9 protein-coding genes are annotated in these 12,485 nt (G+C 72.4%); 5 read left to right on the top strand and 4 right to left on the bottom strand.

Translation table 11 applies throughout. The features are described from left to right. Positions 1 to 13: 13 nt before the first annotated feature. The gene (gene recQ, locus ACZ4FH_RS21840) at positions 14 to 2,038 is read left to right on the top strand and encodes a DNA helicase RecQ (RefSeq protein ID WP_467306941.1); all 2,025 of its coding nucleotides are present in this window, start codon (positions 14 to 16) and stop codon (positions 2,036 to 2,038) included. Positions 2,039 to 2,059: 21 nt separating this feature from the next. Here recQ and ACZ4FH_RS21835 read toward each other — a convergent pair whose 3' ends face one another. The 4 genes from ACZ4FH_RS21835 to ACZ4FH_RS21820 form a co-directional block, all read right to left on the bottom strand. After that, a complete protein-coding gene (locus ACZ4FH_RS21835) occupies positions 2,060 to 2,668 on the bottom strand; it encodes a Uma2 family endonuclease (RefSeq protein ID WP_467306939.1) in 609 nt (202 codons plus the stop codon). A gap of 132 nt (positions 2,669 to 2,800) precedes the next feature. Beyond that, on the bottom strand, positions 2,801 to 4,027 hold the full coding sequence (fahA, locus tag ACZ4FH_RS21830) for a fumarylacetoacetase (RefSeq protein ID WP_467306669.1): 1,227 nt from the start codon (positions 4,025 to 4,027) through the stop codon (positions 2,801 to 2,803). A 56-nt stretch (positions 4,028 to 4,083) separates the two neighbouring features. Continuing rightward, positions 4,084 to 6,078, bottom strand: coding sequence for a CocE/NonD family hydrolase (locus ACZ4FH_RS21825; protein ID WP_467306668.1), 1,995 nt, complete (start codon positions 6,076 to 6,078; stop codon positions 4,084 to 4,086). A 56-nt stretch (positions 6,079 to 6,134) separates the two neighbouring features. Continuing rightward, positions 6,135 to 7,634 carry a peptide MFS transporter gene (locus tag ACZ4FH_RS21820; RefSeq protein ID WP_467306667.1) on the bottom strand — a complete coding sequence of 500 codons (1,500 nt, stop codon included), beginning with the start codon at positions 7,632 to 7,634 and terminating at the stop codon, positions 6,135 to 6,137. 157 nt (positions 7,635 to 7,791) lie between these two features. On the opposite strand from ACZ4FH_RS21820, the gene ACZ4FH_RS21815 reads away from it, so the two are divergent. The 4 genes from ACZ4FH_RS21815 to ACZ4FH_RS21800 all read left to right on the top strand — a co-directional run bounded on the left by ACZ4FH_RS21815 (position 7,792) and on the right by ACZ4FH_RS21800 (position 12,376). After that, positions 7,792 to 8,802 (top strand): polyprenyl synthetase family protein, encoded by a 1,011-nt coding sequence (locus ACZ4FH_RS21815; RefSeq protein ID WP_467306665.1) that lies wholly within the window; start codon positions 7,792 to 7,794, stop codon positions 8,800 to 8,802. A gap of 231 nt (positions 8,803 to 9,033) precedes the next feature. Further along, positions 9,034 to 10,344 carry a LolA family protein gene (locus ACZ4FH_RS21810; RefSeq protein ID WP_467306663.1) on the top strand — a complete coding sequence of 437 codons (1,311 nt, stop codon included), beginning with the start codon at positions 9,034 to 9,036 and terminating at the stop codon, positions 10,342 to 10,344. Between the two features lie 129 nt (positions 10,345 to 10,473). Continuing rightward, positions 10,474 to 11,484, top strand: coding sequence for an ABC transporter ATP-binding protein (locus tag ACZ4FH_RS21805; protein WP_467306661.1), 1,011 nt, complete (start codon positions 10,474 to 10,476; stop codon positions 11,482 to 11,484). Next, the gene (locus ACZ4FH_RS21800) at positions 11,471 to 12,376 is read left to right on the top strand and encodes an ABC transporter permease (RefSeq protein WP_467306660.1); all 906 of its coding nucleotides are present in this window, start codon (positions 11,471 to 11,473) and stop codon (positions 12,374 to 12,376) included. Before ACZ4FH_RS21805 ends, ACZ4FH_RS21800 begins: the two co-directional genes overlap by 14 nt. Positions 12,377 to 12,485 lie beyond the last annotated feature (109 nt).

Genomic DNA, 12,485 nt, shown 5'->3' with positions numbered 1-12,485 from the left:
CAGCGCGATGAACATGACGGGCGGGACAGGCGTGACGGACAGGACCACGGACCCCATCGGGGCCGGGACCGAGAGCGAGGCGCGGCGCACGCTGCACCGCGTCTTCGGGTACGAGGCGTTCCGGGGCGAGCAGGAAGCGATCGTCGACCATGTGGTGGCCGGCGGGGACGCCGTCGTGCTCATGCCGACCGGCGGCGGAAAGTCCCTCTGCTACCAGATCCCGTCCCTGGTCAGACGAGGCACGGGCATCGTGATCTCGCCGCTGATCGCCCTGATGCAGGACCAGGTCGACGCGCTCCGGGCGCTCGGCGTGCGAGCCGGATTCATCAACTCGACGCAGGACTTCGACGAGCGCCGCTCGATGGAGTCCCAGTTCCTGGCGGGCGAGCTGGACCTGCTCTATCTGGCCCCCGAGCGGCTGCGGCTGGACTCCACGCTCGCGCTCCTGGCCCGGGGCGAGGTCTCCGTCTTCGCGATCGACGAGGCGCACTGCGTCGCCCAGTGGGGCCACGACTTCCGCCCCGACTACCTGGCCCTGTCGGTGCTGGGCGAGCGCTGGCCCGACGTCCCGCGGATCGCCCTGACGGCCACGGCCACCGAGGCCACGCACGGCGAGATCACCCAGCGCCTCGGCATGCCCGACGCCAAGCACTTCGTGGCCAGCTTCGACCGCCCCAACATCCAGTACCGGATCGTCGGCAAGTCCGACCCGAAGAAGCAGCTCCTCACCTTCCTCAAGGAGGAGCACGCCGGGGACGCCGGCATCGTCTACTGCCTCTCCCGCGCCTCCACCGAGAAGACCGCCGAGTACCTCTGCCGCAACGGCATCGAGGCCGTTCCGTACCACGCGGGCCTGGACGCCGGCACGCGCGCCGCCCACCAGTCCCGCTTCCTGCGTGAGGAGGGCCTGGTCGTCGTCGCGACCATCGCCTTCGGCATGGGCATCGACAAGCCGGACGTCCGCTTCGTCGCCCACCTCGACCTCCCGAAGTCCGTGGAGGGCTACTACCAGGAGACCGGCCGCGCGGGCCGCGACGGGGCCCCGTCCACGGCCTGGATGGCGTACGGCCTCCAGGACGTCGTCCAGCAGCGCAAGCTCATCCAGGGCGGCGAGGGCGACGAGGCCTTCCGCCGTCGCGCCGCCTCCCACCTCGACGCGATGCTCGCCCTCTGCGAGACGGCCCACTGCCGCCGCGCCCAGCTCCTGCGGTACTTCGGCCAGGAGCCCACCGAGGCCTCCTGCGGCAACTGCGACACCTGTCTGACCCCGCCCGAGACCTGGGACGGCACGGTGGCCGCCCAGAAGCTGCTCTCCACCGTCGTCCGGCTGAAGCGCGAGCGCGGCCAGAAGTTCGGCGCGGGCCAGATCATCGACATCCTGCTCGGCCGCCGCACCGCGAAGGTCATCCAGTTCGACCACGACCAGCTCTCGGTCTTCGGCATCGGCGAGGAGCTGGCCGAGGCCGAGTGGCGCGGCGTCGTCCGCCAGCTGCTCGCCCAGGGCCTCATCGCCGTCGAGGGCGAGTACGGCACGCTGGTCCTCACCGAGGGCAGCGCCGCCGTCCTCTCCCGGCAGCGCGAGGTCGCCCTCCGCAAGGAGCCCAAGAAGCCCGCCGCCTCCCGTTCCTCCTCCGCCCGCGGCGACCGCAAGGCCAAGGCCGCCCCGGCCGACCTCCCCGAGACCGCCGTCCCCGTCTTCGAGGCCCTCCGCGCCTGGCGCGGCGCCCAGGCCAAGGAGCTGGGCCTCCCCGCGTACGTGATCTTCCACGACGCGACCCTCCGCGAGATCGCGACCCTGCGCCCGTCGTCCCTCGCCGAGCTGGGCGGCATCAGCGGCCTCGGCGAGAAGAAGCTCGCGACGTACGGCGAGGGCGTCCTGGAGGTCCTGGCAGGCCTCCCGCCCGCCCCGGACACGGAGAGCCCCACACCGACCCCCGCCCCCTCCGAAGCCCCGGCCCCGGCCCCCCGGCCCACCGCCCAGGCCCCGGCCTCCGACGACGAGTTCGGCTGGGACGAGGAGCCGCCGGAGTACGAGTGAGATGCGGCGGGCGGGGCGGACCTACTGCGGGTCCGCCCCGCGGCGGCGCGGCGTGATGGCCGTGAGGTCGAGGTCGACCGGGAAGGGGACGGACACCTTCATCCGGTCGTGGAAGATCCCGGTCGAGGTGTAGGCGCCGGTCGCGGGCTCCAGTTCGAAGACGTACACGACGGCACGCCCGTCGTGGTTCTCCACCCGCCAGTAATACGGGATCTTCGCCCGTGCGTACTTCACGGGCTTGGTCTCCCGGTCACGCGACCGGGACTCCGGTGACACGACCTCGATGGCCAGCTGAACGGATTCGGCGGGGAAGCGGGTCTGATCCAGGTCGTCGACGATCGTGCCGTCGACGACGACGATGTCGGGCTCGGGTCGGTTGTAGCGGTCGATGTCGATGGTGAATTCACGTACGACTTCCCGATCGGGCGGTGCCAGCGACTGCAACTGCCACTCCAAGAAGCTGACCGCCCGTGAGTGGAAAAGGCTCTGCGGACTCACGAAAACAAGGCTCCCGTCGATCAGCTCCGTATGCGGAGGCAGATTCGGGAGTGTGTCCAGGTCATCGGCGGTCCAGCCGCCCTCGGGCGGAACCGCCCACCGCGGCTCGGGGGCCTCGGGTTCGACGCTCATCAGTGCTCCCATGGACGGAGTCTCGCGGGAACGTCCAGCGTATCCGCCGGGTACGGCGAGAGGTGCCCCTGAACGTGTGAACGACGCACGCGCTCTTGACCGCCCCCGGCCCCAGGGAGGGATGCGGACCCCTCAGCCCGCCACCACCCGCCCCGTCACCTCCCCCAGCCCCACGCGCACGCCGTCCGGGCCCGGGGCCCAGGCGGTGATCGTGACGGTGTCGCCGTCCTCCAGGAAGGTGCGGGGTCCGTCCGGGAGGGGGAGGGGGTCGCGGCCGTTCCAGGTGAGTTCGAGGAGGGAGCCGCGCTGGGAGGGGTCGGGGCCGCTGACGGTGCCGGAGGCGTAGAGGTCGCCGGTGCGCAGGGAGGCGCCGTTGACCGTCATCTGGGCGAGCTGCTGTGCGGCGGTCCAGTACATGGTGGAGAACGGGGGTTCGGCGACCACCCGGCCGTTGACGGCGACGGAGATCCGCAGGTCGTAGCCGCCGGGCTCGTCCTCGGCCGCGTCGTCGAGGTAGGGCAGCAGCGGGACGTCCCGGGAGGGCGGGGCGGTGCGTGCGGCGTCCAGGGCCTCCAGCGGGGTCACCCACGCCGAGACGGAGGTGGCGAAGGACTTGCCGAGGAAGGGGCCGAGCGGGACGTACTCCCAGGCCTGGATGTCGCGCGCCGACCAGTCGTTGAGCAGGGACAGACCGAAGACGTGGTCCCGGAAGCCGGCGAGGGGCACGGCGCGGCCCTGCCGCGAGCCGACACCGACGACGAAGCCGACCTCGGCCTCGATGTCCAGCTTCACCGAGGGGCCGAAGACGGGGGCCGGGTCGGCGGGGGTGCGGCGCTGGCCCGAGGGGCGCACGACGTCCGTGCCGGAGACCACGACGGTGCCCGCCCGGCCGTGGTAACCGATCGGCAGGTGCTTCCAGTTGGGAGTGAGGGGCTCCCCGTCCGGGCGGAAGATCCGGCCGACGTTGGAGGCGTGGTGCTCGCTGGCGTAGAAGTCCACGTAGTCCGCGACCCGGTAGGGCAGGTGCAGCGTCACGGAGTCGAGGGGGTGCAGCAGCGGTTCGACGGTCTCCCGGTGGGCCGGCACCGTCACCCAGGCCGTCAGCGCCCGGCGCACATCGCTCCAGGCGGTGCGCCCGGCCGCCAGCAGGGGCATCAGATCGGGCTGCGCGAGCAGCCGCGCGTACGGCGAACCCAGCGCGTGCGCGGCGGCTCCGGCGTCCAGCACATGGCGGCCGACGCGGACGCCGACGCGGTGTTCCGCGGGCCGCTCGGGGGTGGAGAAGACGCCGTACGGAAGGTTGTGCGGGCCGAAGGGGTCGCCCTCGGCCACATCGAGCGGACTGCTCTGCTCCGGCATGGGTCGCTGCCTCGCTTTCCGGGTCGGTGTGGGGGACACGTTACGTGTCCCCCCGCTCACCCGGCCGTGCGCGGGATGCGCTTCTCCCAGGTCCGGTGGAAGACGACCTCGCCGCCCTCCTTGCAGACCACCTCGTTGGAGGTGAGGAAGTCGTGGGCGTCGCAGGAGATCTCCGAACGGGTCTCCACGAGCACGTCCCAGGCCATCTCCGGCCGGTGCAGCCGGACCGTCCAGTCGGAGCGGGTGCGGGCCGAGAGCGGGTCGCCCTCCTGGATCGTGTAGGTCTCCAGCGCGTCCTCGGTGAACTCCAGGCCGTCGGGGTAGACCCGGGTGCCGCCGTAACGCGGGTCGACCTCCATCCGCCACTCGCCCTTGGCGACGTCCCGGACCACCAGCCGTTCGGGCCGCTGCTCGTCGAGCGTGACCGGGTAGACGACGCCGAGGGGTTCGGACTGCTCGGGCTCCTCGAAGCGGATCGCGGGGTCCTCGGTGTGCGCGCGGACCGGGAGTTCGACGAAGCTGCCGTCGGCGTCCAGGGTGAAGCCCGCCGAGCCGGCCTGCGGCCAGATCCAGGGCCAGTACGAGGAGGAGACGGCGAGGCGGATGCGGTGGCCGGGCGGGAAGGTGTGGCCGATGCCGTTCAGCTCGAAGGCGACGTCCTCGGTCGCCCCCTCGGGCCAGTCCACGGTGCGGTCGCGGCCCTCGCGGGCGGCGAGGTTGAGGACGCCCCGGGTGACGAGCGTGGAGGCGCCGTCCGGTGCCACGTCGCAGAGCCGGGCCACCGCCTGGCCGCGCGGGACGTCCATCCGGATCCGCAGTTTGACCCGGGGGCGGCCCAGGATCTCGATCGGGGCGTCCTCGACGGGGAACTCGAAGCAGAGCGACTTGGCGTCCTCGTCGCGCTGGTCGGGCGGCAGGTCGGCGTCGTTGCCGAACGGGAAGAACCGTCCGGCGTCCACCCCGGTCTGCTGCGGTGAGTCGACGGTCTGCGGTCCGCCCTGGAGGGCGTACGCGACCGGCCGGACGTTCTCCGACGGCCAGCGGGTCTCCCCGACCCAGCGCCCCGGCAGCGTCTCGTAGACGGTCGCGGGCCGGTGCGACTCGCTGATCCAGGAGCGCAGCAGCGGCTCCTTCATCACCCCGGTGTCCTTCTCCTTCAGATGCTGGTCCCACCAGCGCAGCGTCTCCTGGAGGAAGCCGATGCCCGGCCCCGGCGGCAGCCCCCGGTCGGGGTACTGGTGCGACCAGGGCCCGATCAGCCCCCGCACCTTCGCCGGGTCCAGGTGCTCCACCAGCCGCAGGACCGTGTCGCGGTACGGGTCGTGCCAGCCGCCGACCGCGAGGACGGCGGCCTTGACCGCCCCGTAGTCCTCGCAGACGCTGCCGTGCTTCCAGTAGTCGTCCCGGGTCTGGTGGGCGAGCCAGGTGTGGATGAAGGGGTCCACGGCCTCCAGCCGGTCGAGCCACATCTGCCGCCAGTCGTCGCCCACGTCCGCCGGGTCCGGCGGACGGCAGACGAAGGCGAGCATGGTCGCCGCCCAGGCGTGCATGTCCACGGCGAGGACGGAGCCGCCCATGTAGTGGACGTCGTTGTCGTAGCGGTCGTCCGTGGAGCACACGGTGACGATCGCCTTCAGCGGCTCGGGCGCGAGCGCGGCGATCTGGAGCGAGTTGAAGCCGCCCCAGGAGATCCCGAACATGCCGACCCGGCCCGAGCACCACTCCTGCTGGGCCAGCCAGTGGATGACGGCGACGCCGTCCGCCAGCTCCGTCGCGTCGTACTCGTCGCCCGGCATGCCCTCGCTGTTGCCGTGGCCGCGCACGTCGACCCGGACCGAGGCGTAGCCGTGGCCCGCGTACCAGGGGTGGCGCTGCCAGTCGCGCGGCGCGGTCCAGTCGCTCAGCCGGTAGGGCAGGTACTCCAGGAGCGCCGGGACGGGTTCGTCCGTGACCGGCCGCCAGATCCGGGCGTACAGCTGGGTGCCGTCCGCGAGCGGGATGTAGAGGTCCTCGCGGGTCGTCTCGTACGGGAACGAGGTCTGGATGTGCATGGGGGCTACCTCAGGTACATGGACGGGGACGGGGCATCCGTGGGCGGGCGGGGGTGTCAGCGGACGGGGTGCATGGTGCGCCGGAGCCAGGGGGCGGCGGCGACGACGGCCAGACCGGCCACCACCGCGATGGCGCCGTTGACCCCGAAGTACGCGGGGTTGGAGACCTCGCCGTAGAGCTTCACGATCTGGGCCTGGATGCCGTTGGCGAGGGCCAGGGAGAGGAACCAGAGGGCCATCGTCTGGCTGGCGAACGCCTTGGGGGCCAGCTTGGTGGTCGCGGACATGCCGGAGGTCTCCAGCAGGATGTCGCCGAGCCCGAGCAGCAGATAGGAGCCGACGATCCACCAGGCGGCCATCTTGTACGTGTCGTCCGCGTGGCCCGAGGTCGGCAGGACCATCAGCAGGAACGACAGACCGCCGAGGATCACCCCGATCGCGATCTTGTTGGAGGCGTGCGGCTGGCGGGGGCCCATTTTCGCCCAGACGGCCGCGACCACCGGGGCGAGCGCCACCTCGAAGGCGCCGAGCGCGGAGGCGTACCAGCTCGCCGGGAAGTGGAAGCCGAAGATCTCGGTCCGGGCGTTGGTCGAGGCCAGCAGCATCATCGTCGAGTACGCCTGGAAGAGGATGAAGTTGAAGACCACCGAGGCCAGGAACAGCACCACGTACGGGCGGAGCCGGCCGCGCTCCTCCGCGGTGACCCGGGGGCTGCGGAACATCACCGCGAAGTAGACCACCGGGGCGATCACCGAGATCAGCGTCAGCACGTCGACGAAGCGGTCCATGGTCAGCCAGCCCGCCAGGGCGAGCGCGGTGGCCAGGGCGGCGACGACCACGGCCCCGAGCACGATGAGCCGGACGGCCCGGCGCATCGGCCCGGGGGCCAGCGCGAATTCGGCCTGGTGCTTGCGCCCGGCCAGGTGACGGCGGCCCATGACGTACTGGATCAGGCCGAGCGTCATCCCGAAGGCGGCGGCCGAGAAGCCCCAGTGCCAGCCGGCGTGGTCGCCGAGCCAGCCGGTGACCAGCGGGCCGAGGAAGGCGCCGATGTTGATGCCCATGTAGTAGAGGGCGAAGCCGGCGTCGCGGCGCTCGTCGTCGGTGCGGTAGAGCTTGCCGACCATCGTGGCCACATTGGGCTTGAGCAGCCCCGTTCCGGCACTGATCAGCCCCAGTCCGACCCAGGTCATGGCATCGGTGGGCACCGCCATGGCGTAGTGCCCGCAGGCGATGAGGATGCCCCCGTACAGGACGGCCCGGTACGAGCCGAGGATCCGGTCGGCCAGCCAGCCGCCGGCCACGGAGACCAGGTAGACGAGGGTGCCGTAGGCGGCGGAGACGGAGGCGGCGGTGCCGGCCTCCATGCCCATGCCGCCGTTGGAGACGGTGTCGGCGAAGTAGAGGACCAGGATCGCCTGCATGCCGAGGAACGAGAACCGCTCCCAGACCTCCAGGCCGGACAGGGTCATCAGGCCCCGTGGCTGGCCGAAGAAGGCGTGGTCGTCGCCCGGCGGCGGCTGGGCCGGTTCGGTGTCTGTGGCGGCGCTGGACAAAGGGGTGACTCCTGACCGTATGAGCTGATCTCGAACATACCGGCGGTGGCGGGAAGGCGCCCACGGTGATCCAAAGGGGACCGGATACGCTGACTTCAGTGGTTGACAACGACACATCGACATTCCGTGTGATCGTCAGCAGACAGGAGATCCCCTCGTGACCGTCGTCGGGCCGTTCGGGCTGAGCGTGCGGGACCAGGCGCTTGAGGCCGGTGTCCAGGCCGGTTTGGCCGCTGTCGAGTCCGGGCTGCTCGATGCCACCAAGAGCGAGGTGCCCTTCATCACGGAGGCCGCCCAGCACCTGGTGCGGGCGGGCGGCAAGCGGTTCCGGCCGCTGCTGGCCATGCTGGCCGCCCAGTTCGGTGACGCCGACGCCCCGGGCGTGGTCCCGGCCGCCGTGGTCGTGGAGCTGACGCACCTGGCGACGCTGTACCACGACGACGTGATGGACGAGGCCGACGTCCGCCGGGGCGTGGCCAGTGCCAACGCCCGCTGGGGCAATTCCGTGGCCGTGCTGACCGGCGACTTCCTCTTCGCCCGCGCCTCGCACATCCTGGCCGACCTCGGCCCGGAGGCCGTGCGGATCCAGGCCGAGGCGTTCGAGCGCCTGGTGACCGGGCAGATCCTGGAGACCGCGGGCCCGCGCGACGGCCGCGACCCGGTCGACCACTATCTGGAGGTCATGCGCGGCAAGACCGGCTCGCTGATCGCGGTCGCCTGCCGCTTCGGCGCGATGATGGCCGGCGCGGACGAGTCCACGACCGACATCCTCACCCAGTACGGTGAGCGGCTCGGCGTGGCCTTCCAGCTCGCCGACGACGTCCTGGACATCGCCTCCGACTCCCACGAGTCCGGCAAGACCCCCGGCACCGACCTCCTCGAAGGCATCCCGACGCTCCCCGTCCTCCACCTCAGGGCGCAGGCCGCCGCCGACGGCAAGCCGGACGACCTGGAGCTCGTCGAACTGCTGGACGGCGATCTGAGCGACCCCGCCGTGCTCTCCGAGGCGCTGCGCCGGCTGCGCGCCCACCCGGCCCTCGCCCAGGCCCGCCAGGACACCGTGCGGTACGCGCAGGAGGCGCGGGCCACGCTGAAGCCCCTGCCGGACTGCTACGCCAAGCTCGCACTGGAGGAGATGTGCGACGCGGTGGTGCACCGGGCCGGCTGAGCCGCCGCCCCGTACGCCCCGCTGCCCGACCCCTACTGGACGGCGGAGCATCGGGCCGTCGGCGTCATCCCGTAGAGGTACGGGGAGTTGCTCCCGCGGGCTGACGATTCGAGCCGTCCGATTTGGTCTGATGGAGACACAACCACTCCTGACCAAAACGGGTGAGAATGGCGGCACGGAGTGGACGAGTGCATCCCGACGGAAGCCGCCGACCACGGAGGTAGGGCACACATGGCACCGAACGACAGCGCAGCGGCCGGCACCACGGCCACGACCACGAGCGGTACGGGCCGGTCCGCCGCGGGCCGCCGGAAGGCGGTGCGCTACATCGTCCCGGTCGCGGTGGCGGGCGTGGCGGCCGCCACGATCGGACTGGTCCCGGCGCTCGCCAGCTCGGGCGACCCCGATCTGCCGGAGATCACCGCGCGGGAACTCATCGAGAAGATCGCCGCGTCGGACACCCAGCGGCTCTCCGGCACGGTGAAGATCACCACGGACCTCGGCATCCCGTCCCTCGGCGGGCTGGCCGGCTCGTTCGTCCCGGGCGGGGCGGGCGAAGGCGGCCGGGGCGGCGCGAGCGCAGACCCGCAGACGAAGCTCACGGAGCTGGCCTCCGGCACGCACACCCTCCGGGTGGCCGCCGACGGCCCCGACAAGCAGCGGCTGTCGATCCTGGACAAGACGTCCGAGTACAGCCTCATCCACAACGGGGACGAGGTCTGGGCGTACGACAGCGCGTCCAACGAGGTCTACCACGCCCGCCAGAAGGCGGGGGAGACCCGTGGGGACAAGGGCACGGAGAAGCGCGAACACGCCGTTCCCGAGGGTGTGCCCGCCACCCCCGAGGCCCTGGCCGAGCAGGCCCTGAAGGCCGCCGACGGCACCACGTCCGTCACGGTCGACGGCACGGCGCACGTCGCGGGCCGCGACGCGTACCGCCTGGTCCTCAAGCCCAAGGGCAGCGGTTCGACGATCGGCTCGGTCACCATCGCGGTCGACGCGGAGAACGGGACGCCGCTGAAGTTCACGCTGCTGCCGAGCGGCGGCGGCGCGGCCGTCGTGGACGCCGGGTTCACCGCGGTGGACTTCGGCGCCCCGAAGGCCTCCTCGTTCACGTTCACCCCGCCGAAGGGCGCCGAGGTCACCGAGGCGGACGAGGCGGGCAAGGACGCCGCGAAGCACCGCGCGGAGGCGGAGAAGGCGGCCGGCGAGCTGCGCGGCCTCGGCGGTGACTTCGGCCTCGGCGGTGACGCGGAGGGCGTCAAGGTCATCGGCGAGGGCTGGAACGCCGTCGCGGAGCTGAAGACCCCGGGCGGCACGGGCCTGCCGTCCTCGTCGAAGGGCGCTCCCTCGGCCAAGGAGATGCCGGCCGAGGCGCAGCAGTTCCTCGACGCGCTCGGCGACAAGGTCCACGGGAAGTTCGGCTCGGGCACGGTCTTCAAGACCCGCCTGGTCAACGCGCTGATGACCGACGACGGCCGGGTCTTCGTCGGCGCGGTCGACAAGGACGCCCTGGTGAAGGCCGCCGACGGCGCGAGCTGAGCCGTGGACGGCGCGAGCCGGACCGTGGACCGCTCGGGTTGACCCGACGCGTTCACCCGCACCACCGCCCCGCCCCGCCGTAGCCTCCGTACGGCGGGGCGGTGGCGCGCGCGGCCGCCTTCCGAACCCATGGGAGTACACGTGACGAACGAGTCCGGGACCCTTCCCGCGACCCCGCCCGGGGCACGGGCCGCGGACGAGGGTCCGCCCGTGATCGAGACCAGGGGCCTGACCAAGCGCTACCGGGGCGGCCAGCTCGCCGTGGACGGACTGGACCTCACGGTCCCCGGCGGCAGCGTCTTCGGCTTCCTCGGGCCCAACGGCTCCGGCAAGACGACCACGATCCGGATGCTGATGGGCCTCATCGACCCGACGGCCGGCACCGCGAGCGTCCTCGGCGCCCCCATGCCGCACGCCGCACGGACGGTGCTGCCGCAGGTCGGCGCGCTGATCGAGGGACCGGCGCTGTACGGGTTCCTGAGCGGCCGGGACAATCTGCTGCGCTACGACCGGGCCGACCCGACCGCCGACCCGCGCACCCGGACCGCGCGCGTCGGCGCGGCGCTGGAGCGGGTCGGGCTGGCCGCCGCGTCGGGCAAGAAGGCGCGGGCGTACTCCCTGGGCATGAAGCAGCGCCTGGGCCTGGCCGCCGCGCTGCTGCGGCCCCGCCGCCTGCTCGTCCTGGACGAGCCGACCAACGGGCTGGACCCGCAGGGCATGCGGGAGATCCGCGCCCTCGTCCGGGAGCTGGCGGCCGAGGACACCACCGTGTTCCTCTCCTCCCACCTCCTCGACGAGATCGAGCAGGTCTGCACCCACGCGGCGGTGATGGCCCGGGGCCGGCTGATCACCCAGGGCGCGGTGGCGGAGCTGGCCGCCGGTGCCCGGGGCCGGCTCGCGGTCACCACCCCGGACCCGGCCGCCGCCGCCCGCGTCCTCAAGGAGCACGGGATCACCGGCATCACCCAGGACGGCGACCGGGTCCGCGCGGACGCCCCGCCGGGCTCCGTGGAGCTGTCCGATCTGAACGCGGCGCTGGTCCACGGCGGCGTCCGGGTCCGTTCCTTCGGCGTCGAGCGGGCCTCCCTGGAGGACGCCTTCGTCGCACTCACCGGAGAGGGATTCGATGTCGCAGGCTGAACGCACGGCCGTCGCCGCACCGGCGCACGCCCCCGCGGAACCGGTCCGCCGCAACCCGCTGTGGACCTTCGGTCTGCTGCGCTCCGAGCTGACGACGACGCTGCGCCGCTGGCGCACGCTGGCCCTGCTCGGGGTGCTGGCGGCCGTGCCCGTCCTGATCGGGATCGCGGTCCGCATCGAGACCTCCGACGGCGGCCGGGGCGGCCCGGAGGGCGGGGCGGGCCCGGCGTTCCTCTCCCAGGTGACCAACAACGGCCTCTTCCTGGTCTTCGCCGCGCTCGCCGCGACCCTCCCGGTCTTCCTGCCGATGGCGGTGGGGGTGATCGCGGGCGACGCGATCGCGGGCGAGGCCAACGGGGGGACGCTGCGCTACCTCCTGGTCGCCCCGGCCGGCCGGACCCGGCTGCTCCTCGTCAAGTACGCCTCCACGCTGGCGTTCTGCCTGGTGGCGACGGTGGTGGTGGCGGCCTCCGCGCTGGCGGTGGGCGCGCTGCTGTTCCCGGTCGGGGACCTGACGACCATTTCCGGTACGCAGATCGGCTTCGGCGAGGGCCTGGTGCGGGCCGGGCTGGTCGCGGTGGCCGTGGCGGCCTCGCTCATCGGCTTCGCGGCCCTCGGCCTCTTCGTCTCGACGCTGACCAACAGCGGGATCGCGGCCATGGCGGCGACGGTCGGCGTCCTGATCACCGTGCAGATCCTGGACACCATCCCGCAGCTCAGCGGCATCCACCCCTACCTCTTCCCGCACTACTGGCTGTCCTTCGCGGACCTGATGCGCGACCCCTTCTACCTCGACGAGATCATCAAGAACCTGGGGCTTCAAGGCCTGTACGCGGCGGTGTTCGGCTCGGCGGCGTGGGCGCGGTTCACGGCGAAGGACATCACGGCCTGAGCGGTACGGAAGCGGGGGGAGGCGTCGGTCGGCCGTACCGTCGGCCGGCGAGCCGTCCCCCGATCGGCTCGTCGCGGCACGAACGGCACGAACGGTGCGAAGGCATGGA

The organism is Streptomyces sp. NPDC024555 (assembly GCF_055559335.1).
This window is presented reverse-complemented; position numbering and strand designations above follow the sequence as displayed.

What these genes read in the sequence shown, in the direction of transcription:
- ACZ4FH_RS21810 (WP_467306663.1), top strand. Translation starts at nt 9,034, where the DNA reads ATGGCACCGAACGACAGCGCAGCGGCCGGCACCACGGCCACGACCACG.
- ACZ4FH_RS21805 (WP_467306661.1), top strand. Translation starts at nt 10,474, where the DNA reads ATGGGAGTACACGTGACGAACGAGTCCGGGACCCTTCCCGCGACCCCG.
- ACZ4FH_RS21825 (WP_467306668.1), bottom strand. Translation starts at nt 6,078, where the DNA reads ATGCACATCCAGACCTCGTTCCCGTACGAGACGACCCGCGAGGACCTC.
- recQ (WP_467306941.1), top strand. Translation starts at nt 14, where the DNA reads ATGACGGGCGGGACAGGCGTGACGGACAGGACCACGGACCCCATCGGG.
- ACZ4FH_RS21835 (WP_467306939.1), bottom strand. Translation starts at nt 2,668, where the DNA reads ATGAGCGTCGAACCCGAGGCCCCCGAGCCGCGGTGGGCGGTTCCGCCC.
- ACZ4FH_RS21800 (WP_467306660.1), top strand. Translation starts at nt 11,471, where the DNA reads ATGTCGCAGGCTGAACGCACGGCCGTCGCCGCACCGGCGCACGCCCCC.
- fahA (WP_467306669.1), bottom strand. Translation starts at nt 4,027, where the DNA reads ATGCCGGAGCAGAGCAGTCCGCTCGATGTGGCCGAGGGCGACCCCTTC.